A 22,194-nucleotide genomic window follows, 5' to 3' on the forward strand; every position below is an offset into this window, starting at 1 on the left:
CGAAATGGCCTGGTATGTCGTGCGGCGTCTGCTCCAGATGATCCCCGTGTTCCTCGGGGCGACGCTGCTCATCTATGCCCTGGTATTCCTCGTCCCCGGCGACCCGATCCACGCCCTCGCCGGCGACAAACCGATGACCCCCGCGGTGGAGGCGCAGTTGCGCGCCCGCTACCACCTCGACCAGCCCTTCATCATGCAGTACCTGCTGTATCTGAAGGGCATTCTGACGTTCGACTTCGGCACTGCCTTCTCCGGCAGGCCGGTCCGCGACGAACTCGCGCGGGCCTTCCCGATCACGATCAAGCTCGCCTTCATGGCCGTGTTCATCGAGGCCGTCTTCGGCGTCGTGTTCGGCTTGGTCGCCGGACTGCGCAAGGGCAAGCTCTTCGACTCGACGATGCTCGTCATCAGCCTGATCGTGATCGCCGTCCCGATCTTCGTGGTCGGCTTCCTCGCCCAGTTCCTGCTCGGCGTGAAGTGGGGGATCGCGCCGGTGACCGTCACCGGTAAAGCGAGTTTCACCGAACTGCTCGTCCCGGCCTTCGTGCTCGGGTCACTGTCGTTCGCCTATGTGCTGCGCCTGACCCGGAACTCGGTGGCGGAGAACATGACCGCCGACTTCGTGCGCACCGCCACGGCCAAGGGCCTGAGCCGGCGCCGGGTCGTCACCGTGCACATCCTGCGCAACTCGATGATCCCGGTGGTCACCTTCCTCGGCGCCGATCTCGGCGCGCTGATGGGCGGCGCCATCGTCACCGAGGGCATCTTCAACATCCCCGGCGTCGGCGGCACGATGTACCAGGCGATCACCCGCGGCGAGCCGCCCACGGTCGTCTCGTTCGTGACCGTGCTGATCATCATCTTCCTGGTCTCGAACCTGGTCGTAGACCTCTTGTACGCCGCACTCGATCCGAGGATCCGCTATGCCTGACCTCGAAAAAGGAATCGACCTCGCCGACAGCGCGGCGCGGGGCAGGCAGGTCTACTTCGTCGCACCGCCGGACGAGGTCGAGGTGCTGGCCACCGACATGGTCGCCGAAGGCGGCTCGCCGACCAGCATCTGGTACGACGCGTGGCGGCAGTTGCGGCGCAATCCGATCTTCATCGTCGCGGCGCTGATGATCCTGTTCATCCTCGTCGTCGTGATCTGGCCGGGCCTGTTCACCAGCCAGGATCCGCGCTACTGCAACGGCGACTTCAGCATGGACCCGCGCGGTGCGGGTCACCCGTTCGGCTTCGACAAGCAGGGCTGCGACATCTACGCCCGAACCGTCTACGGCGCACGGGCTTCGGTGATGGCGGGCGTCGGCTCGACGATCATGTTCGTGTTGCTCGGCGGCATCCTCGGCGCGCTGTCCGGCTTCTACGGCGGCCTGCTCGACTCGATCGTCTCGCGCGTCTCGGAGATCTTCTACGCGATCCCGCTGATGCTCGCCGCGATCGTGATCATGCAGCTGCTCGATGACCGCACCATCTGGACCGTCATCCTCATCCTCGCCTCGTTCACCTGGCCGCAGGCGGCCCGGATCGCCCGCAGCGCGGTGATCCAGGCGAAGAACAGCGATTACGTCACGGCGGCAAAGGCTTTGGGCGTCTCGCGGATACGCACGCTGATCCGGCACGTGCTGCCGAACGCGGCGGGCCCGCTGATCGTGGTCACCACGATCTGGCTCGGCGTCTTCATCGTCACCGAGGCCACGCTGTCCTACCTCGGCGTCGGGTTGCCGCGCACCATCGTGTCCTGGGGCTCCGATATCTCCTCCGGGCAGAAGGAGATTCGCACCTCGGCGATCCTGTTCTATCCCGCAACGGCTTTGGCGCTCACCGTGCTGAGCTTCATCATGCTGGGCGACGCGGTGCGCGATGCCCTCGACCCGAAGGCGAGGAAGCGATGAGCGCGGAAACGCCATTACTGGAGATCAAGGATCTCAACGTCTGCTTTACGTCCGAGGGGAAGCGAATCCCCGCGGTCCGGGACGTGAACTTGCAGGTGTATCCGGGACAGACGGTCGCGATCGTCGGCGAGTCCGGCTCGGGTAAGTCGACCACGGCGCACGCGATCATCGATCTGCTGCCCGGCACCGGCAAGGTCACCTCCGGCTCGATCCTGTTCGACGGCAAGGACCTCGCGACGGCCTCCAAGAAGGACGTCATCGCGGTGCGCGGCAACGGCATCGGCCTGGTGCCGCAGGACCCGATGTCGAATCTCAACCCGGTGTGGAAGATCGGCTTCCAGATTCGGGAGACGTTGGAGGCCAACGGGATCGCCAAGGGCAAGGCGGCCAAGCAGCGGGCGATCGAACTGCTCGAAGAAGCGGGCATGTCCGACGCCGGCCGCCGGGTGAACCAGTACCCGCACGAGTTCTCCGGCGGTATGCGCCAGCGCGCGCTCATCGCCATCGGCCTGGCCTGCCGGCCCAAGCTGCTCATCGCCGACGAACCCACCTCGGCGCTGGACGTCACCGTGCAACGGCAGATCCTGGACCACCTCGACGGCCTCACCGCCGAGCTCGGCACCGCCGTTCTGCTGATCACCCACGACCTGGGCCTGGCGGCCGAGCGCGCGGAACACCTAGTGGTGATGTACCGCGGGCGGGTGGTGGAATCCGGTCCCGCACTACAGATTCTGCGCGAGCCGCAGCACCTGTACACCAAGCGCCTCGTGAATTCGGCGCCCTCGCTCGCCTCGCAGCGACTGTCGTCGGTGAAGCAGCGCATCGAGATCCGCGAGCAGGCCGAGAAGGTCGCCGAGCAGATCGCCGCGGCCGACACCGAAATCGTGGCCGCCTCCGACGACGTGGTGGTGGTCGAGAACCTCACCAAGGTCTTCCAGATCCGTGGCAGCACGCCCTGGAAATCGACGGATTTCACCGCGGTGCAGGATGTTTCGTTCCGGCTGCGGCGCGGCACCACCACCGCGATCGTCGGCGAGTCCGGTTCCGGCAAATCCACCGTCGCGCAGATGATCCTCGGCCTGCTCGAGCCGACCTCGGGCCAGGTGCTGTTCGACGGCAAAGAGGTCGCGAAGCTGGATCGCAAGGGCGCCTTCGCGTTCCGGCGGCGGGTGCAGCCGATCTTCCAGGATCCGTACGGCTCGCTCGACCCGATGTACTCGATCTTCCGCACCATCGAGGAGCCGTTGCGCACGCACGACATCGGCTCCCCGAAGGAGCGCGAGGCGACGGTCCGTGAACTGCTCGAGAAGGTGTCGCTGCCGTCCTCGGTGATGCGGCGCTACCCCAACGAGCTGTCCGGTGGTCAGCGCCAACGCGTCGCGGTGGCCCGCGCGCTCGCGCTCTCGCCCGAGGTCGTGGTCTGCGACGAGGCGGTCTCCGCGCTCGACGTGCTGGTGCAGGCGCAGATCCTGCGGCTGCTGAACGACCTGCAAGCCGAACTCGGCCTGTCCTACGTGTTCATCACCCACGATCTCGCGGTGGTCCGCCAGATCGCCGATGACGTGCTGGTCATGCAGAGCGGCAAGGTGGTCGAGGCGGCTTCCACCCAGGAGGTCTTCGACTCGCCCCGGGAGGAGTACACCCGGCGGCTGCTCGACGCCATCCCCGGCCGGGATCTGCTGGCCGGCTGAGAAACGTTGGCGGGCTGGGGATCAGCTCGTCGGACGGCAGCGGCTCACCCTGCTACGGGTGAGCCGCTTTCTCGTTCTCGGGCTGCGCTCCGATCCTCGGCCGCAGGTGCTCGCGATCGAGCAGGCTCGACCGCAAGGTGCCGGGTCGTGTGTGGCCCGGCCGGGTGCTGAGCCCTCAGTTCCGGGTCGTGTGCGCTAGCAGGGCGGGCACGACCGCGTCCCACTGCCACGGCGGGGGCACCTGGTGTCCGGTCTCCGGCATGGGCAGCAGTTCCGCGCCGGGAATCGCTGCGGCCAAAGCCTTTCCGTGCTCGAGCGGGAACAGGGGATCCTCGGTGCCGTGCAGCACCAGCGTCGGCGCGGTGATATCGCCGAGCCGATCCCGCCACGGCGCACCGGCGTCCAGCAGGAACGGATTGGTCAGCTGTGCCGCGATATCGGCCGCCCGCTCGACCACCTGCGTCGCCAGCTCGGTGCGGTGCGCGGTATCGAAGACGCGGCTCGCCGCCGCGAACGGGCGCTCGGATTCGACCAGATACTCGACGACCGCCGCGCGGTCCGACCAGTCGGGTACCGGGGCCTCGGCCGAAAAGTACGCCAGCAGTTCGGGAGTCATCCCCGGCAGATCCGGGTTCTGATGGCCGGGGCCGCCCGGCGAAGCGGAAGCGAGCACCAGCGAGATGACCCGATCGGGGTGATCCAACGCGATGAGCTGCGCGGTGGCCGCGCCCTGGGACATGCCGAGGATGTGTGCGCGTTCGATGCCCAGTGCGTCGAGCAGGCCGACCGCGTCCGCGACCAGTGTGCGCAGATCGTAGCCGGGCGCACCGACCGGGAAGGTGGTCGACTGTCCGGAATCCCTTGTGTCGTAACGGATTACTCGTCGTCCGCCCTCGACCAGCCCGGTGATGAAGCCGGGTTCCCACGCGAGCATGGACTCCGCGGCGCCGTGGATCAACAGCAGTGGCGGCAACGTCGAATCGCCGAAACTCTCTGTGCACAGGCGGATTCCATTGACTTCGACGATCCGCTCGTTGCCCTGCATGTGTACAACCTCCAAGTGCGTTACATGTAACGAGAACCGTAGCCGAAGATTCGTTACATGTAAACAAGTCCCGTTAGACTGGGTGCATGACCGAATCCGCCTCGCTTGGATCTGCCGCGGTTGGATCTACCCGGCGCCGTGCCGCCGCCGAGGAAGGCTGGGCGGCGTATCAGCGGATGCGTCTGCTCGTGGACGCCGAGATCGCCCGGGATCTGGAGCGCAGCACCGGTCTTTCGATGCCTGACTACGACGTGCTCGCCGCGGTGGCCGAGGTCGCCGAGACCGCGGAGTGCGTCCGGGTGAGCGGCCTAGCCGCGCACATGCACTGGCCGCACAGCCGACTGTCCCGGCAGCTCGGCCGAATGGAGCGGCGCGAATTGATCGCCCGCGAACCGTGCGAGCGGGACGGCCGTGGCGACGACGTGCTGCTCACCGCCGCCGGTCGGCGCGCCCTCGAGACCGCGGCCCCCGCGCATCACGCCTCGGTGCGCCACCGTTTCACCGATCTGCTGACGCCGGCGCAGCTGCGGATGCTGGCCGAGATCGAGGAGTCCATCGCCCGGCACTCGGACGCCCGCAAGTAGCCTCGTATGCCGTGACCGATCCGCTACAGCCCCTCGTCGATCTGCCTAGTGTGCGTGCCGCCGCCGACCGTGCCAGGGACGCGCTCGCCGCGGTGCACCGGCACAAAGCGAATCGTCGCGGCTGGCCGACCACCGCCGCCGAGGCCGCGGTGCGGGCGGCTCGCTCGTCCGCCGCCATCGACGGCGGCAGCACCGAACTCCCCGCCGACGGCAACGTCGCCGACCCGATACTCGCCGGATCTTTGCGCGTCGGCCAAGCATTGGATGGCGACGCGTTGCGAAATCTGGTCGGCACCTGGCAGCGGGCACCATTGCAGGCGCTGGCTCGTCTGCACCTACTTGCCGCCGCGGATCTGGTTGCCGACGAAGAGCTGCTCGGCCGACCGCGCGCGGACGCGGGCGTCGCCGAACGTCTCGACCTCCTCGCACAGACGGTCGTCGGTTCCCGCGCGCCCGCCCCGGTGCTCGCCGCCGTCGTGCACGGCGAGCTGCTCACCCTGCGACCGTTCGGCACCGCCGACGGTGTGGTGGCGCGCGCCGCATCCCGTCTGGTCGCGGTGTCCAGTGGACTGGACCCGCACAGTCTCGGCGTGCCAGAAGTTTTCTGGCTCCGCCGCCGCCAGTCCTACCTCGACACCGCCGCCGGTTTCGGCACCGGCACACCCGAAGCCGTCGGCAACTGGGTCATCCTCTGCTGCGGCGCCCTCGAAGACGGTGCCCGCGAAGCCACCTCGATCGCCGACTCCGCCGCCTAGCCACAGGGTTTCCCGCACCACTTCCACGTTCCCGCACCCTCTCTGCCCTGGCAGACCGGGTGCGGGACCGCAGAACTGGTGCGAGAAAACAGAAGCAGTGCGGCAAATGACGCGGTCCGCCGCCCAGCCGGCCCCCGGGCGGGCGCGTCCGCCGCAAGCTTCCCGCACTACTTCCGCGTTCCCGCACCCTCTCTGCCCTGGCACAGCGGGTGCGGGGCCGCAGAACTGGTGCGAGAAGCCAGAAGTGGTGCGGGAACTGGCGCGGTTCGCCGCCCAGCCCGCCCCTCAGGCAAAAGCGAAACAGGTGCGGCGGCCACTCACCCCAGACGGACCGATCCCGAGACCCAGACCAACCCCCACACATCAAAGCGGGCGGCGTGTCGTTTCCGACCTCACCGCCCGCGTAGCACGGACTACCTGGTTACCAAGCGTGCTGAGTGGGTTGTGTTCCTATCGGCCTCGGCGATAATCCGAACTCCGGCGGTTCATCCCCGCAACCTGTGCGAGGCCCTCGCCGACGAAACCCGAATCTCGCAGGCCCACAACGCTTCTGCCCTTGTCGCGGCGCGCTCCGCGTGGGTGCCTGGTGCCCGTGCTGGGAAGGATGGCTGGGAGACTGGAACCTTCTCTTCCGGTCCTGCCTTGGCCTTCCGACCCTTCCGTAGTTACCTTTCTACACCTGTGACCACCCTCACATCAAGACCTCGGTGGACATTTGATTAGCGGCGTGTCGATCGGCGTTTCATGGTTAAATGCCTGGTCGCGTCCGAGTGTCGTGTGCGGACTGCACATTGCTCGGCAAGTGCTCCGCTTCCCCTCGAACAGCGTGACTCGCGCCGATGTACGCGGTGGCTAAAACTCAGCTCCGCTTACGCAGCAGGCGATAACTGATCGCGCCGGCGACCAGCGCGCTCAACCCGACCACCGCGGTGGCCGCAAGGGTGGTGGACGAGGGCGCCTGGAAGCGCGCCCACAGCGACACCGGGTTGGAGAACGTCAGAATGGGCCAACCCTTGGCCACCGCTTCGCGGCGCAGATTGCGATCCGGGTTGACGGCGGTGGGATGGCCGACCGCGTTCAGCAGCGGCAGATCGGTGATCGAATCCGAATACGCGTAGCAGCGTGCGAGGTCGTAACCCTCACTGGCGGCGAGCTTTTCGATGGCGGCGACCTTGCCTTCGCCGTAGCAGTAGAACTCCACCTCGCCGGTGTACTTGCCGTCCGCGACGACCATCCGGGTCGCCGCGGTATGGGACGCACCGAGCACCTCGGCGATCGGTCCCACGATCTCCTCGCCGGAGGCCGACACGATCACCACGTCGTGACCCCGGATCTTGTGGTCGGCAATGAGATCGGCGGCCTCGGCGTAGATCAGCGGATCGACCAGCTCGTGAAGTGTCTCGGCCACAATGGTTTTCACCTGCTCGACATCCCAGCCCGCGCACATGTTCGTCAGATGGGCGCGCATGCGCTCCATTTGGTCGTGGTCGGCGCCGGAGAGCATGAACAGGAAGTGGGCATAACTGCTTTCGAGCACGTCACGGCGATTCAGCAGCCCCTGTGCATAGAAGGGCTTGCTGAAGACGAACGTGCTCGACTTCGCGATGACGGTCTTGTCGAGATCGAAGAAGGCGGCGACGCGTCCGTTCGCGTGGGGTGAGTCCACCCGACCAGAATAGGCGGCCCGCCGCGACCCGTCGCCGACGGTGGTGTCCGGGCCCGATCGGTGGCCGCGAGCGGGGAGTTTGCTCAGCGAATGTGGAGCATGCGAGGCTCACAAAGTTCTCCGACAACAGACTTGCGTTGTGGCCGGGGCTTGGGTGTAGTATTGCTGGCACCTGGACATGGTCCAGGCGCGTTCAGCCCGACCCCCCGGGGCTGAACCCGACGGCCCCAGCCTCCTCCCCCCCCGGCTGGGGCCGTCCTCTATTCAGGGGACGGTCGAATCCCTTCTCGGGAACGAAAAGTTCTCCACACCCGCGAGTTATCCACATTCGGCATAGTGCCCCTTCTGTCGGCCCGCCGATTCGGCGACGCTCAGCGGCATGAATCGTGAAGCGGCGCCGGACAACAGCACGCCACCGGCCCTCGTGCTCCTGCACGACCCCCGGCTGCGCGACGAGGTGCGGCGCGTCGCCGCCGCGGCCGAACGCACACTCGACGAACAAGCACTCCCCGTCGGCCGGCCCGCCTGGGCCGGTGCGCCGCTGGTGATCCTGGACACAATCGCCGCGCGGGAGTCCGTCGCGGCGGCATGCCTGCGCCGCGTCGGCGTAATCCTGGTCACCGACGGTGAACCGGCACTGCCCGACTGGCAAGCCGCGGCCGCCGTCGGCGCCGAACGCGTCATCGCGCTGCCGGGCGCCGCCGTAGGACTTATCGAGAAGTTTGCTGAGTACGGTGAACACCGTGACGGAGACGGCATCGTCGTCGCCGTGGCAGGAGCCGGCGGCGGCGCGGGCGCGTCGACACTCGCCGCCGCGACGGCACTGCGCGCCGCCGCCGAAGAGTTCCGGCACGACACGATCCTGGTCGACGGCGCACCCCTCGGCGGTGGTCTCGACCTGCTGCTCGGCATCGAGACGAGCGCCGGGCTGCGCTGGCCGGACCTGGTCGTAGAAGACGGCCGGGTCTCCGCAGCCGCGCTGCACTCCGCGCTCCCCGCCGCCGCCCCGGGGCTCGCGGTGCTGTCCTGTGGACGCAGCGGTGCGGGCCGGTTGCCGCGTGAGATCGGGCCCGCCGCCGTCCGCGCGGTACTCGAAGCAGGCCGTGCCGCAGGCGATTTGGTGATTTGCGACATTTCCGGCGAACGGGGCCCGCACGCCGACCAGATGCTCGACTCCGCCGACCTCGTCGTCCTGGTGGTGCCCGCCAAACTGCGCGCCGTCGCCGCCGCGGAAGCCGTTTCCGCGCACATCGCACGACGAAACCCGAACCAGGGCTTGATAGTCCGCGGGCCCGCGCCCGGCGGATTGCGCGGGCCTGAAGTCGCGGAGGTACTCGACCTGCCCCTGCTCGCCGCGGTGCGCGCGCAGGCCGGTCTCGCCGCACACCTGGAACGTCGCGGTCTCACCGTGCGCCGTGGACCGTTGCGGGAAGCCGCGGACGCGGTGCTCAGCGTCTTGAGTGCACCGGCCGGACAGCGCCGATGAACGCCATGGTTCGCGCGCGGCTTGCCTCGCTGTCCGTATGCGACCGGTGCGAGCGGCAGGGTCTTGGTGCTGGGCAGTCAGGCGCGCGGGGTGACTTCGCATTCGGGACGGTCGGTTGCAGGACTTCGGGGCGGGGGCGGCGATGAGTGCGCTGGTGACTTCGGAGTTGTTGGATCGGGTGCGGGAGCGGCTGTCCGGTGCGGCCGGGGAACCGGATCCGGCGCGGGTGGCCGCCGCGATCCGAGCCGAGGCGGGCGGTGTGCTCGGCGATACGGACCTGCTGCGGGCGCTGCGGTTGTTGCAGACCGAGATGACGGGGGCGGGGTTGCTCGAACCGCTGCTGCACGATCCGCAGGTGGCCGATGTCCTCGTCACCGGACCGGATGCGGTGTGGATAGATCGTGGGCACGGTCTGGAGAAGACCTCGATCACGTTCCCGGACGAGGCGGCCGTGCGTCGGCTCGCGCAGCGGCTGGCGTTGTCCGCCGGTCGGCGGCTCGACGACGCGCAACCCTGGGTGGACGGCAAATTGTCCGGAACCGGAGCGGCCCTGGGCGATTCGTTCGGCGTCCGCCTGCACGCCGTGCTCGCGCCCGTCGCGCACGGCGGCACCTGCCTGTCCCTGCGAGTACTGCGGCCGGCCACCCAAGGTCTGGATGCCTTGGCCGCGGCAGGAGCGGTGCCCGCGGAGGCCAAACGCCTCCTGGAACGAATCCTGCGCGCCCGGCTGGCCTTTCTGGTGGTCGGTGGTACCGGCGCGGGAAAGACCACGCTGCTGTCCGGCCTGCTCGCCATCGTGAGTCCGCACGAACGGATCATCTGCGTCGAGGACGCGGCCGAACTGGCACCGCCGCACCCACACGTGGTGCGCCTGGTCGCGCGTACCGCGAACGTCGAGGGTGTCGGCGCGGTCACCGTGCGCGACCTGGTAAGGCAGGCGCTGCGCATGCGGCCGGACCGCATCGTGGTCGGCGAGGTGCGCGGCGCCGAGGTGGTCGACTTGCTGACCGCCTTGAACACCGGCCACGACGGCGGCGCGGGCACCGTTCACGCGAACTCGCCCCAGGAGGTGCCGGCCCGCCTGGAAGCCCTTGCCGCCCTTGGCGGAATGGACCGCACCGCCCTGCACAGTCAGCTCGCCGCCGCCATCCAGATCGTCCTGCATGTCCACCGTCGCCCCGACGGCTCCCGCGGACTCCGCGAAATAGGCCTGCTCAACCGCTACCCCGACGGCCGAGTTCACATCACCCCCGCCTGGCACGCCACCGCCCCCGCCCCTGCCGCCGAAGACCTTTCCCGACTCCTCGACGAAAGGCTCCGCTGATGCCCACGGGCTCGACTCCAGCACACCACCACAGACCCTCGCTCAGCGAAAAGCGGTTCGACAGGTGCGGTGCCGAATCCGTCAGCAGCACTCCATCTCTGCCCAGCTATAGGCCGAATCAGGCGCGCCGCGTGCCGTGCTCGTCGTCGGGCGGCGGGGCGATGATCGGCGCACTGAAGTGCCGTGCTGCCGCATCGATCGCGGCACCAGCGTCGTTGTCCCACCGTCGACCCTCCCCGGTGCTTGTGCTGCGAGGTTGTCGTCGTTGGGCGGTGCGGTGATGATCGGCGCGTTGCTATGTCTCGCGGTGGCGTTGCTGGTGGCGCCGGTGTCGTTGTCGCGCAGGCGGTTCGCGCTGGTGTTCGTGCAGCGAGCGGATACGCGAGGATGGCAGCGGGGCCGGATGTTTCGCTGCGCAGCTGTCGCGCTGGTGCTGGCCGTGCTGCTCGTCGGTCCGGGTCCGTTCCTTGCGGCGGCGATGGTCGCTTGCACCGTCGGCTTCCGGGTCCGGCGGGCACGCCGGGATCGGCGCAGACATCTCGAACGCGCGCATCTGCTGGACGCGTTGGAGGCAGTCGTCGGCGAACTCCGGGTAGGCGCGCACCCCAGCGCCGCCGCCGCGCTCGCCGCCGCCGAAGCGCGCGGCGAATCCGCGAAAGCGTTCGCCGTCAGCGCAGGCCGCAGCAAGCTGGGCGGATCGGCCGCCGCAGGGCTACGCGACCCCGATTCCGTTGTCGCGGTGGAACTGTCGCGTATCGCTGATGCCTGGCAGGTGGCCGAGCAACACGGTCTCGCGCTGGCCGAACTCCTCTCCGCCGCCCGCACCGACCTGTCCGGCCGGATCCGCTTCCACAGCCGCACCACCGCTGCCCTCGCCGGCGCCCGCGCCACCGCCACCGTCCTGGCAGCCCTCCCGCTACTCGGCCTAGCCCTCGGCCACCTGATGGGAGCCGCCCCCGTCCACGTCCTACTGGCAACGCCAACCGGCACCGTCCTCCTCCCCCTAGGCGCCGCCCTAGCCTGCACGGGCCTCCTCTGGACAGACGCCATAACCCGAAAGGCCCTCACATGAACCACTCTTCATGGGCCCGCCCAACCCACCCGCAAATGCGTCTCCCGCAAAGGCCGCCCGCATGAAGCGGCCAATGGTCGATGCCGGTACGTGCTGGATAGACGCGCACGCCCCGAGGGATGCTCGCCTGATCAGTTCGCGATGGGCGCTGTTCGCCACAGCTGTAGGCGGTTCTGCTGCAAAGGCGGCTCGTATGAGTCAAGTGTCTGCCGGTGCCGGTTCCGCCGCCGGTGCGCGCTGGGCGACTGTGGTCGGCCCGAAAGGCGTTGGTGGGGAGCGGTTGTGGGCAACTCTGGCGTGCGTCGTTCAGCCGCGGACAGTTGTCGGAGCCTGTGAGGTGTTCGCATGAACCGGTCGGCAGCGGCGCTGGCCTGCGCCGTTGGCCAGTGTGCAAATGCTTCTCGCGCGAAAGCTGCTTCTGTGAAGTCGCCACTGGTCGGCGTCGGTGCGCGCTGGGCGGCTGTGGTCGGCCCGAAATGTGTTGGTGTGGAACAGCTGGCGGCAGTGGTGGGGTGCGCCGGTCACGCTGGGGCGGACGGGTGGACTTGTGAGGTGCTCGGATGAGTCGACTGCTTTGCGGTTCTGAAGTGGTGGTGCACTCGCTTGGTCCCGGGGGCGTGGCGATCGACCTGGGGTATCCCGAGATGCCGGTGTTGTTGCTGGCCGTGGCGCTGGTGTTGTTGCCCGGGCGGGTGGCGGTGAGTCGGCGGTGGCGGGCGCTCTGGGCGGCGGGAACTGTGCAGGTGGCCGCACCCACGACGCGGCAGCAACTCGACCCGCTCGCGTCTGCGTCTGTTTTCGACCTGTTGGCGGCCTGCCTGCGAGCCGGTTTGCCGATGGCGGGGGCGGCTCGGGCGGTAGCGTCCGGCGCGCCTGAGCCGCTCGGTACCGCTTTGCTACGAGCCGCCGACTTGCTCGCCCTCGGCGCGGACGCCACTACGGCCTGGGAGCGCGCCGCCGCAGAGGGCAGCGGCCGCGCCGGTGCGGAAGAGATCGAGTCACTGGCCCGGATGGCGCGGCGCTCCGCTCGCTCCGGCGCCTCCCTCGCCGTCGCGGTCGGCGAACTGGCCGAACAGCGCAGAGCCGCAGTGGAAGACGCGGCCGCCGCCCGCGCCGAGCGAGCCGGAGTACTGATCGGTGGCCCCCTCGGCCTGTGTTTCCTACCAGCATTCGTCTGCCTCGGCATCGTCCCCGTCGTAATCGGCCTGGCCGGTCGCGTACTGGACGGCGGCCTCCTATGAACCCACGGCACACGAGGCCGAGTGAGTGGCAAGCCTGTCAGCCGAAACCGCGAGGCTGCCACCACCGCACCTGCAGACACAAGTATCGGCGAGCTGCCGTGTGCGGATACGTGGGTGGTCAACGCCAGGCAGGCACGGGCATTGGCAAAGTGCAGCGCACGGTCATCGGCTTCGCGCAGCAGCCAGCGAGGACGTGTCGATCAAACTGCTTGCCGTGCGGGCGATATCGGCGCGCGGCGGCGTGTGTGGTCAGGACTGACGTTTACAGCAGCGAGGGGGAGTCGTGCATTTGAAGGTTCTGGTTTCAGAAATCTGCCCGGGGATTGGCGACGACGGGTCGGTTGACCGGGCGACGGGAACGTGCCTGTGCGGAGCGGCCGCATGGGCGGAGTGAGAGGGGAGTCAGGTGGGAATCGGGCATGTAGTGCACAGCACGGTCGGTGGCGTGCGGGCTGTCTGTATGGAGGTGCGGGTGCGGATGCTGCGGGCGGCGGTTGCCGAAGACGGCATGAGCACAGCCGAATACGCGATCGGCACTATCGCAGCCGCGGCTTTCGGCGCGGTCTTGTATGGCGTCGTGACGGGCGACAGCATCGTGAACGCGTTGACGCGGATCATCGATCGGGCATTGAACACCGCCGTCTGAGCAGGCAGCAGAGCCAGTTAAATCATTGCGGTGGAATAGATCTCGGCGATGACCGTGGTTCGGTTACGGTCGAGGCGGCAATCGCCCTCGCCACTGTGATCGTGGCGGTGGTGCTGTGCCTCGGCGCATTACTCGCGGCGTCGGCGCAGGTGCACTGCGTCGACGCCGCCCGCGAAGCGGCCCGGCTCGCGGCCCGCGGCGACGAGGCGAACGCCTTGACCGCCGCTCACCGCGTCGCCCCGCCCTCCGCCGACATCTCACTCCGCACCGAAGGGACCTACGTGATCGCCCGGGTCACCGCCCGCGCCCCCCTCCTCCCACTGCTCACCCTGCACGCCGATGCCGTAGCCACCCGCGAACCCGGCTCGGCGCGATGAGCGAGCACTTGCATCTAGTGCGCGGGCGTCGATGCCACCCACTGGCCGGGGGTGTCCCGGCGGGCTCGTGCCTGCCGAGGAGACCGCAGGAGAAGGCAGCGAAGCCTGCGAGCACGCGGTATGTCGTACGCAGCCTTGTCGACGTCATCGAATGGGACCGACGCTGTCCGCCTTGGCGGTTCTCGACACCTATCGGACAAGCAGACCGGGGTGCAGCGACGTTGTTCGCCCGCTTGACTCGCCTCTTCGAACGGGACCGTCGCTGTCGGACTGTGCGGTTCCGGGGCACGTCTCGGGCCAGGCAGGTGGCGACTGTGTTCGCGGTTCTGACTCGTGTCTTCGAACGGCACCGACGCCGTCGCCCTTGTCCGTCCTGGACACGTCTCCGACACGAGGACCGAGGTGCGGCGACCGTGTTCTCATGTCTGGCGCTGGCCGGGTTGATCGCGGTGACACTGTTGATCGGTCAGGTGGGCGTGGCGGTGGTCACCCGGCATCGAGCGCAGGCGGCGGCGGATCTTGCGGCGCTTGCGGCGGCGGGGCGGTTGGTGGAGGGGGTGGAGGTGGGGTGTGCCGAAGCGACGGAGGTGGCGCGGCGGATGGGCGCCCGGGTGCGCGGATGTGAGGTCGCCGAGTGGGATGCGACGGTCATTGTCGAACGGAATGTACCAATAGGTCTGTTAGGTGTTCGGATGGTGCGCGCAGTCGCACGAGCAGGCCCAGTTGTGAACTGAGACAGATCAGAGTGTGTGTTCGCTGTGAGAACGTTGTCGCGAGTAGCGGAAATCGGTAATTCCCCAGGCCGATTAATTTCACCGGGGACAATTGTCCGCAGGGGTCCGGATAAAGAATCGGATGAATGCGCATGTACGCAGACGACGATGTCGGCAATAGCGTAGTTAACCTGAATTCATTCCTCTTTATTCGGCGGTGGGCCGCGGCGCGCGGGCCGCCCGCGCCTCGTGCCGAGGCCGACCATGCAGGTCAGATGGATATCTGATCACACCTCGGGTTCGACCTCGTCACGAGGAAGGCGCGACGGCGTCACCGAACCGTCAGCTCGGCCAGCACCGCGCTCAGCAGCCGCGCCGCGCCGGCCTTGTCCAGCGGGTGGTTTCCGTTCCCGCACTTCGGTGACTGGACGCAGGACGGGCACCCCGCCGCACAGGCGCAGGCGTCGATGACGTCGAGGGTTGCCGAGAGCCAACGGTGCAGCTGGGCGAACCCCCGCTCGGCGAAGCCCGCGCCGCCCGGCTGGCCGTCGTAGACGAACACGGTCGGCAATCCGGTATCCGGATGTTCGGCGATGGAGACGCCGCCGATATCCCAGCGATCACAGGTGGCCACCAGCGGCAACAGTCCGATCGCCGCGTGCTCGGCGGCATGCAGCGCGCCGGGCACGGCCGCCGGTTCGATCCCCGCCAGCGCCAACAACTCCGGGCTCACCGTGTAGAGCACGGCCCTGGTGGGCAGCGTGTGTTCCGGCATATCGAGTTCGACCAGGTCCAGGACCTCGCCGGTGACCAGGGTGCGCAGATAGCCGACCACCTGACTGGTCACCCTGACCTTGGCCAACGCGGTCGTCACGTGACCGTGCCGGTGCTGCTCGGTCATCGCGTCGATGGCGATGGAGGTGACCGAGCGGGCGCTGGTGGTCCACCCGGGTTCGGCGGCGTGCACGAACGCGACGCCGTCCTCGAGATCGAGTTCGTCGACGACGTAGGACTCGCCTTGATGCAGATGGACGGCACCCTGATGCAGGGTCGCGGGCGCTCGTCCCGCGTCGGCGGTGCCGAGCAGTCGCCCGGTTTCTCCGTCGACGATGGCCACCGGGGTGCCGATGCCGCCGCGCACGTCGACGGCGTCGTGCGGCTGTGTCTCCGCGGTGACGTACCAGCGTCCGCGGTCCGCGGCACCTTTGACGGCACGGCGTCGGATCAGTCCCTGTGCGGCGAGGTCGGTCAGTATCTCGCCGGCGCCGAACTCGTCCACTTCGGTGTCGGTGAGCGGTAGTTCGAGTGCCGCGCACAGCAACTGGGGACCGAGGACATAGGGATTGTGCGGATCGGTGATCGTCGCTTCGACCGGCTTGTCCAGCAGTGCTTCCGGGTGGTGCACGAGGTAGGTGTCCAGCGGATCGTCCCTGGCGACGAGCACCACCAGCGAGCCTTGAGTGCGGCGTCCGGCCCGGCCGGCCTGCTGCCAGAACGAGGCGACGGTGCCGGGAAATCCGCAGATCACCGCCGCGTCCAAGCCTGCGATGTCCACGCCGAGTTCGAGTGCGTTGGTGGTCGCCGCGCCGAGCAGCGAACCATCGGACAGCGCCTGTTCCAGATCCCGCCGATCCTCGGCCAGGTAGCCCGCTCGATAGGCCGCGACGCGTTCGGCCAGGCTCGGATCGACCTCCAGCAGCAGCCGTCTGGCGTCCATCGCGGTGAGTTCCGCGGCGCGGCGGGAGCGCACGAAGGTGAGTGTCCGTGCGCCTTCGACCACCAGATCGGCCATGATCCGCGCCGCCTCCGTGGTGGCGGCGCGTCGCACCGGGGCACCGTTTTCCCCGGTCACGGCGGTGAGCAGCGGTGGCTCCCACAGCGCGACGGTGCGCGGGCCCTGCGGTGATCCGTCCTCGGTGACCGCGGCGCAGGGCGCTCCGATCAACCGCGCGGCGGCCGCGGCGGGCTCGGCCGTGGTTGCGGAGCAGAGCACGAACACCGGATCGGCGCCGTAGTGTGCCGCGATGCGCCGCAGCCTGCGCAGCACCAGCGCCACGTGCGAACCGAAAACGCCCCGGTAGGCATGGCATTCGTCGATCACGACATAGCGCAGCCTGCGCAGCACCCTGGCCCAGCGCTGATGCGAGCGCAGGATGCCGACGTGCAGCATGTCGGGGTTGGTGAACACCCAGCGGGCGTTGGCCCGAACCCACTGCCTGATCTCGGCCGGCGTATCGCCGTCGTAGGTGGCCGGATGGATATCGCGCAGCGGCCCCTCGTGGGTCAGCGCGCCGACGGCTCGCAACTGGTCCGCGCCGAGCGCCTTGGTCGGCGCCAGATAAAGGGCCGTGGCCCGGGGATCTCGTTGCAGCGCGGTCAGGACCGGCAGCTGGTAGCCGAGCGATTTGCCGGATGCTGTGCCGGTGCTGACCACCACGTGCGCGCCGCCGAAGGCCAGATCGGCGGTGCGGGTCTGGTGGCTCCACGGCGTGTCGATGCCCGTGTCCTGTAATGCGGCCACCACCTCCGGCGATGCCCAATCGGGCCAGGTGGTGACGGCGGCGGCGCGCGCGGGGAGTTCGACCGCGTGGGTCAATCGGGCGTCCGAACCGGTCCCATCCGACAGGACACGATTCAGCAACGATCGCCCGTAGCTGAGGGTCTCGTACTGGGCCGTTCGGGCGATAGGGGCCGTTGGATTCATGCGGCGCGCGCCACGACACGCTGGGAAAGTGTGAAACGTGTGCGGTTAGGAACCCTCACCTGCCATTTCGATACCAAATAGCGACCTGGGTCACAGGCTGTTTGCCATACGTAGACTCGGTTATCGGGAGGCAAACGAACCTGAAGTCTGGATTCTGGCATTGTGTCCCTCACCTGCGCATTCGCAAGATCAACTTTTTTGCAAATTGTCGGTAACTCGACTGTTGAATTGCTCGAAGACATGGTTCACTGGTTCCTGGTCGCAAGCTTCTGTGTTCGAGGGACGGATCCAAAGTCCAAACCGTCAGCAGGATCGATGTTGCGAACGGTGTGCTTGGTGCTTTCCTGCAGGGGGAACCAACAGTACAGCGGTCGGAACGGACCCGGTGGACGAACCCAGTTGTCCGCCGTTCCGGTAAGAAAAGAGAAGGAACAGAATGGCACAGGGAACTGTGAAGTGGTTCAACGCGGAGAAGGGGTTCGGCTTCATCGCGCCCGAGGACGGCTCCGCTGACGTCTTCGTCCACTACTCCGAAATTCAGGGGTCGGGCTTCCGCACCCTCGAAGAGAACCAGAAGGTCGAGTTCGAGGTCGGCCAGGGCACCAAGGGCCCGCAGGCCACCGGAGTTCGCGCGCTCAGCTGAGCGACGCAATCCAACACTCGTCCCTCACCGCCGGTAACGGAGGTGGGGGACGAGCTATATCCGGGGTAGGGCACAACCCGGCGTGCTGGGGCGAAGTACCTTGTGAACACGCCGTGGCGTAGCCGCGGTGAAAAGACAGGGCATACTGATTCCCAGTGACGCGCGTACGCTCTGTGGTTCAAGTCGCAAGTACTCGGCCACACGTAGCGTCAAGGTATAACCGTGTCTGGTGGCGACGCCCAGCCGTCGTCGTCGCTTGCCCCAAACCCGTGTCGGCGCGGTAAGCGCCCCGCGCGGGTCGACAGGAAAGGTGTATTCGCCGGTGGCAACACGAGACCGCGGTGCAGCCGACCAGGGCCGTCCCCTGCGTCGTCTCGTGATCGTCGAGTCCCCTACCAAGGCCCGAAAGATCGCGCCTTATCTCGGCCGTAACTACACGGTCGAGGCCTCGGTGGGACACATCCGAGACCTACCGCGCGGTGCCGCGGACGTGCCCGCCAAGTACAAGGGCGAGTCCTGGGCGCGCCTGGGCGTGGACGTCGACCATGACTTCGAGGCCATCTATGTGGTGAGCCCGGATAAGAAGGCCAAGGTCGCCGAGCTCAAGAGCCTGCTCAAGGATGCTGACGAGCTCTATCTCGCCACCGACCCCGACCGCGAGGGCGAGGCCATCGCCTGGCATCTGCTGGAAACGCTGAAGCCGAAGGTCCCGGTCCGGCGCATGGTGTTCCACGAGATCACCGAGCCGGCCATCCAGGCGGCCGCGGCCGATACGCGCGACCTCGACAACGACCTGGTCGACGCGCAGGAGACCCGCCGCATCCTGGACCGGTTGTACGGCTACGAGGTCAGCCCGGTGCTGTGGAAGAAGGTCATGCCGAAGCTGTCGGCGGGCCGCGTGCAGTCCGTCGCCACCAGGGTGATCGTGCAGCGCGAACGCGAGCGGATGGCGTTCCGGTCCGCCGAATACTGGGATATCGCCGCGAAACTCGATGCGGGTCCCGGCGAGGACGGCGACACCAGCAACCCGCGGACCTTCGGTGCGCGGTTGGTGAGCGTCGCCGGTGCGCGCGTCGCGACCGGCCGTGACTTCAACTCCGACGGTCAGCTCAAGTCCGCCTCCGGTGTCGTCGTGCTCGACGAGGCGCACGCGCGCCGCCTGGCGCAGGCGCTGGACGGCGTCGACATGGTGGTTTCCTCCGCCGAGGCGAAGCCGTACACGCGTAAGCCGTATCCGCCGTTCATGACCTCGACGCTGCAGCAGGAGGCGGGGCGCAAGCTGCGCTTCAACTCCGAGCGCACGATGCGGGTCGCGCAGCGGCTCTACGAAAACGGCTACATCACCTATATGCGTACCGACTCGACCACGCTGTCGGAGTCGGCGATCGCCGCGGCTCGCTCGCAGGCGACGCAGCTGTACGGCTCCGAATACGTGCATCCGACGCCGCGGCAGTACACCCGCAAGGTGAAGAACGCGCAGGAGGCACACGAGGCGATCCGCCCGGCCGGCGACACGTTCGCCACCCCGGGTCAGTTGCACGCGCGGCTGGACAACGACGAGTTCCGGCTCTACGAGATGATCTGGCAGCGCACGGTCGCCTCGCAGATGGCCGACGCCCGGGGCACCACGCTGACGCTGCGCATCACCGGCGTCGCGGGTACCGGCGAGGAATGCGTGTTCTCCGCCTCCGGCCGCACCATCACCTTCGCGGGCTTCCTGAAGGCCTACGTGGAGAGCGTGGACGAGGAGGCGGGCGGTCAATCCGACGACGCCGAATCGCGGCTGCCCGCGCTCAGCGAAGGCCAGGGTGTCACGGCGGTCGAGCTGAATCCCGATGGGCACAGCACGAATCCGCCCGCCAGATACACCGAGGCGTCGCTGATCAAGACGCTCGAAGAACTGGGCATCGGCCGTCCGTCGACGTACTCGTCGATCATCAAGACGATCCTCGATCGCGGCTATGTGTACAAGCGCGGTAGCGCGCTGGTGCCGTCGTGGGTGGCCTTCGCCGTAATCGGCTTGCTGGAAGAACATTTCGGCCGACTGGTCGACTTCGACTTCACCGCCGGCATGGAGGACGACCTCGACGCCATCGCGGGCGGTCGCGAACAGCGCGGAAGTTGGCTGTCCAACTTCTATTTCGGTGGCGACACCGGAGTGGAGGGCTCGGTCGCGCGGTCCGGCGGTCTGAAGAAGATGGTCGGCGAGCGGCTCGACGATATCGACGCGCGAGAAGTCAACTCCATCAAGCTGTTTGCCGACGAGGCGGGCCGCGACGTGGTCGTCCGGGTGGGCCGGTACGGGCCTTACCTGGAGCGGATGGTCCCGAATCCCGATGACCCCGAAGGTGATTCGGTGTCGCAGCGGGCCAATCTGCCCGACGATCTGCCGCCGGACGAACTCACTCCCGAGGTCGCCGAGAAGCTGTTCTCCACTCCGCAGGAAGGTCGCTCGCTGGGCATCGATCCGGTGAGCGGGCACGAAATCGTCGCCAAGGAAGGACGTTTCGGTCCGTACGTCACCGAGGTACTGCCCGAACCCGCCGCGGACGAAACCGCCACGCCCGCAAAGAAAACCGCGAAGAAGGCGGCCGCGCCCAAGCCGCGGACCGGATCGCTGTTCAAGTCGATGGACCTGGCCACCGTCACGCTCGACGACGCGCTCAAGCTGTTGTCGCTGCCGCGCGTGGTCGGCGCCGACCCGGCCACCGGTGACGAGATCACCGCGCAGAACGGACGTTACGGCCCATACCTGAAGAAGGGCACCGACTCTCGCTCGCTCACCAGCGAAGACCAGATCTTCGACGTGACGCTCGAAGAGGCGCTCAAGATCTACTCCGAGCCGAAGCGCCGGGGTCGGCAGGCCTCCGCGGCGGCGCCGTTGCGCGAACTCGGCAACGACTCGGCCTCCGGCAAGCCGATGGTGATCAAGGACGGCCGCTTCGGCCCGTACGTCACCGATGGCGAGACCAACGCCACCCTGCGCAAGGGTGACGAGATCGAGTCGATCACTCCGGAGCGGGCGATGGAGTTGCTCGCCGACCGGCGCGCGCGGGGACCGGTGAAGAAGGCGGCCAAGAAGTCGGCCGCGAAGAAGGCGCCGGCGAAGAAGACCGCGGCCAAGAAGACGGCCGTCAAGTCGACGACCACCAAGACGGTCGCCAAGAAGTCGGCCGCGAAGAAGGCGGCGACCAAGAAGACGGGCGTCGGGAATTCCTGAGTTCGCGGGTCGGATGCTGGAGCCGTAGTACGGTCTCGAGTGCACGACCCGCGAAAGGATGTACCTGTGGCCGACCAAGAGCGCGAAGACCTGATCAGCATGCTCGCCGACCAGCGAGACCTGTTCCGGATCACCCTGCGCGGCATCGACGACGACCAGGCCCGCAAGCGCACCACGGTCAGCGAGCTGACCCTCGGCGGCCTGCTGCACCACCTGATCAGCTGCGAGCGGCACTGGGTCACGGTGCTCGTCGAACGGGACGAGAACGCCGCGATCGACCCGGCACGGTTCGAGGGCGAATACGTGATGGCCGAAGGCGAGACCGTCGCGGGGCTGCTCGCCGAGTGGGACGAGGTCGCAGCGGCTACGGCGGACCTGATCCGCACGGTGGACAGCCTGGACACCTCGGTGCCCACGCCGACCGCGCCGTGGACGCCGGAACGAATCTGGTGGACCGTCCGCTTCACGCTGCTGCACATCCTGCGTGAGATCGCGCACCACAGCGGGCACGCCGACATCATCCGCGAGGAACTCGACGGCGCGAACAGCACCTACTCGCGCTGAACCGCTATGTGCCGAGCACTCTGAGGAATTCGCGCATCCACGCCGGATGATCCGGCCAGGCGCGGCCGGTAACGATGTTCTCGTCGACGTAGGCCTCGCTGTCGACGAATTTCGCGCCCGCGGCTTCGATGTCCGGGGCCAGCGCCGGGTACGCGCTGCACGAGCGTCCGGTCAAAACGCCTGCCGCAGCGAGGATCAGCGGTCCATGGCAGAGTGCGGCGATGGGCTTGCCCGCCTCCGCGAAATGGCGGGCCAGGCGCTGGCACTCCGGGTTGTTGCGCAGATACTCCGGCGCGCGGCCGCCCGGCACCACCAGCGCGTCGTAGGCGGCGGGGTCGACGTCGGCGAACGCGATATCGGCCGGCCAACTGTGCCCGGGCTTTTCGGTGTAAGTGTCGAAGCCGTCCACGAAGTCGTGCACCACGAACTGGAGCTTCTTCACGGCCGGGGCCGCGATGTCCACCTCGTGGCCCTCTTCGAGTAGACGCTGATACGGGTACATGACCTCGAGGTCTTCCGCCGCATCGCCGGTGATCAAGAGAATTCGCACGGTGATTGCACCTCCTTC

At 67.9% G+C, this 22,194-nt stretch carries 19 protein-coding genes; 15 read left to right on the forward strand and 4 right to left on the reverse strand.

The genetic code is table 11. From position 1 onward, the window contains the following. Positions 1 to 4: 4 nt before the first annotated feature. From NVU01S_RS12910 to NVU01S_RS12920, 3 genes are read left to right on the forward strand one after another with little or no spacing between them, the layout of a single operon-like run. The gene (locus NVU01S_RS12910; RefSeq protein ID WP_014981194.1) at positions 5 to 931 is read left to right on the forward strand and encodes an ABC transporter permease; all 927 of its coding nucleotides are present in this window, start codon (positions 5 to 7) and stop codon (positions 929 to 931) included. Next, on the forward strand, positions 924 to 1,895 hold the full coding sequence (locus NVU01S_RS12915) for an ABC transporter permease (protein WP_052281124.1): 972 nt from the start codon (positions 924 to 926) through the stop codon (positions 1,893 to 1,895). The genes NVU01S_RS12910 and NVU01S_RS12915 overlap by 8 nt, the downstream gene beginning before the upstream one ends. Next, complete coding sequence (locus NVU01S_RS12920; RefSeq protein ID WP_043678193.1) at positions 1,892 to 3,586, forward strand: dipeptide ABC transporter ATP-binding protein; 1,695 nt, start codon at positions 1,892 to 1,894, stop codon at positions 3,584 to 3,586. Before NVU01S_RS12915 ends, NVU01S_RS12920 begins: the two co-directional genes overlap by 4 nt. Before the next feature lie 175 nt (positions 3,587 to 3,761). Here the strand turns inward: NVU01S_RS12920 and NVU01S_RS12925 are convergent, their stop codons facing one another. Then, entirely contained in the window at positions 3,762 to 4,631 is an 870-nt protein-coding gene (locus NVU01S_RS12925) for an alpha/beta fold hydrolase (RefSeq protein WP_043678190.1), read from the reverse strand. A gap of 86 nt (positions 4,632 to 4,717) precedes the next feature. Between NVU01S_RS12925 and NVU01S_RS12930 the strand changes: the two genes are divergently transcribed. Together NVU01S_RS12930 and NVU01S_RS12935 are read left to right on the forward strand one after the other, a co-directional pair. Next, a complete protein-coding gene (locus NVU01S_RS12930; protein ID WP_082032321.1) occupies positions 4,718 to 5,215 on the forward strand; it encodes a MarR family winged helix-turn-helix transcriptional regulator in 498 nt (165 codons plus the stop codon). Between the two features lie 11 nt (positions 5,216 to 5,226). Continuing rightward, complete coding sequence (locus NVU01S_RS12935; RefSeq protein ID WP_043678186.1) at positions 5,227 to 5,970, forward strand: Fic family protein; 744 nt, start codon at positions 5,227 to 5,229, stop codon at positions 5,968 to 5,970. An 859-nt stretch (positions 5,971 to 6,829) separates the two neighbouring features. Here the strand turns inward: NVU01S_RS12935 and NVU01S_RS12940 are convergent. Beyond that, positions 6,830 to 7,636 carry an HAD family hydrolase gene (locus tag NVU01S_RS12940; protein ID WP_043678184.1) on the reverse strand — a complete coding sequence of 269 codons (807 nt, stop codon included), beginning with the start codon at positions 7,634 to 7,636 and terminating at the stop codon, positions 6,830 to 6,832. Between the two features lie 379 nt (positions 7,637 to 8,015). Here NVU01S_RS12940 and ssd point away from each other — a divergent pair, with 379 nt between their 5' ends. The 7 genes from ssd (at position 8,016) to NVU01S_RS12975 (ending at position 14,516) form a co-directional block, all read left to right on the forward strand. After that, complete coding sequence (ssd, locus tag NVU01S_RS12945; RefSeq protein ID WP_052281123.1) at positions 8,016 to 9,122, forward strand: septum site-determining protein Ssd; 1,107 nt, start codon at positions 8,016 to 8,018, stop codon at positions 9,120 to 9,122. Positions 9,123 to 9,264: 142 nt separating this feature from the next. Beyond that, on the forward strand, positions 9,265 to 10,446 hold the full coding sequence (locus NVU01S_RS12950) for a TadA family conjugal transfer-associated ATPase (RefSeq protein ID WP_043678182.1): 1,182 nt from the start codon (positions 9,265 to 9,267) through the stop codon (positions 10,444 to 10,446). Between the two features lie 280 nt (positions 10,447 to 10,726). Then, the gene (locus NVU01S_RS12955) at positions 10,727 to 11,518 is read left to right on the forward strand and encodes a hypothetical protein (protein ID WP_043678239.1); all 792 of its coding nucleotides are present in this window, start codon (positions 10,727 to 10,729) and stop codon (positions 11,516 to 11,518) included. Between the two features lie 644 nt (positions 11,519 to 12,162). Next, positions 12,163 to 12,759, forward strand: coding sequence for a type II secretion system F family protein (locus NVU01S_RS12960; RefSeq protein ID WP_043678237.1), 597 nt, complete (start codon positions 12,163 to 12,165; stop codon positions 12,757 to 12,759). A 460-nt stretch (positions 12,760 to 13,219) separates the two neighbouring features. Continuing rightward, on the forward strand, positions 13,220 to 13,405 hold the full coding sequence (locus NVU01S_RS12965; RefSeq protein ID WP_063048106.1) for a DUF4244 domain-containing protein: 186 nt from the start codon (positions 13,220 to 13,222) through the stop codon (positions 13,403 to 13,405). Between the two features lie 35 nt (positions 13,406 to 13,440). Then, positions 13,441 to 13,782: a TadE family type IV pilus minor pilin gene (locus NVU01S_RS12970; protein WP_043678233.1), complete on the forward strand. Its 342-nt coding sequence runs from the start codon at positions 13,441 to 13,443 to the stop codon at positions 13,780 to 13,782. A gap of 314 nt (positions 13,783 to 14,096) precedes the next feature. Next, complete coding sequence (locus tag NVU01S_RS12975; RefSeq protein WP_082032324.1) at positions 14,097 to 14,516, forward strand: Rv3654c family TadE-like protein; 420 nt, start codon at positions 14,097 to 14,099, stop codon at positions 14,514 to 14,516. 310 nt (positions 14,517 to 14,826) lie between these two features. On the opposite strand, the gene sftH is transcribed toward NVU01S_RS12975, so the two are convergent. After that, positions 14,827 to 17,199 carry a DEAD/DEAH box helicase gene (sftH, locus tag NVU01S_RS12980; RefSeq protein ID WP_052281122.1) on the reverse strand — a complete coding sequence of 791 codons (2,373 nt, stop codon included), beginning with the start codon at positions 17,197 to 17,199 and terminating at the stop codon, positions 14,827 to 14,829. 436 nt (positions 17,200 to 17,635) lie between these two features. Here sftH and NVU01S_RS12985 point away from each other — a divergent pair, with 436 nt between their 5' ends. The 3 genes from NVU01S_RS12985 to NVU01S_RS12995 all read left to right on the forward strand — a co-directional run bounded on the left by NVU01S_RS12985 (position 17,636) and on the right by NVU01S_RS12995 (position 21,626). Next, a complete protein-coding gene (locus NVU01S_RS12985; protein WP_011206895.1) occupies positions 17,636 to 17,842 on the forward strand; it encodes a cold-shock protein in 207 nt (68 codons plus the stop codon). A 376-nt stretch (positions 17,843 to 18,218) separates the two neighbouring features. Further along, positions 18,219 to 21,062, forward strand: coding sequence for a type I DNA topoisomerase (topA, locus tag NVU01S_RS12990; RefSeq protein WP_244467444.1), 2,844 nt, complete (start codon positions 18,219 to 18,221; stop codon positions 21,060 to 21,062). Positions 21,063 to 21,161: 99 nt separating this feature from the next. Next, positions 21,162 to 21,626 (forward strand): mycothiol transferase, encoded by a 465-nt coding sequence (locus NVU01S_RS12995; RefSeq protein ID WP_052281126.1) that lies wholly within the window; start codon positions 21,162 to 21,164, stop codon positions 21,624 to 21,626. Positions 21,627 to 21,630: 4 nt separating this feature from the next. Here the strand turns inward: NVU01S_RS12995 and NVU01S_RS13000 are convergent, their stop codons facing one another. Next, entirely contained in the window at positions 21,631 to 22,176 is a 546-nt protein-coding gene (locus NVU01S_RS13000; RefSeq protein ID WP_209444862.1) for a DJ-1/PfpI family protein, read from the reverse strand. Between the last annotated feature and the right edge of the window lie 18 nt (positions 22,177 to 22,194).

Source organism: Nocardia vulneris, from assembly GCF_001613425.1.
GTDB lineage: Bacteria > Actinomycetota > Actinomycetes > Mycobacteriales > Mycobacteriaceae > Nocardia > Nocardia vulneris.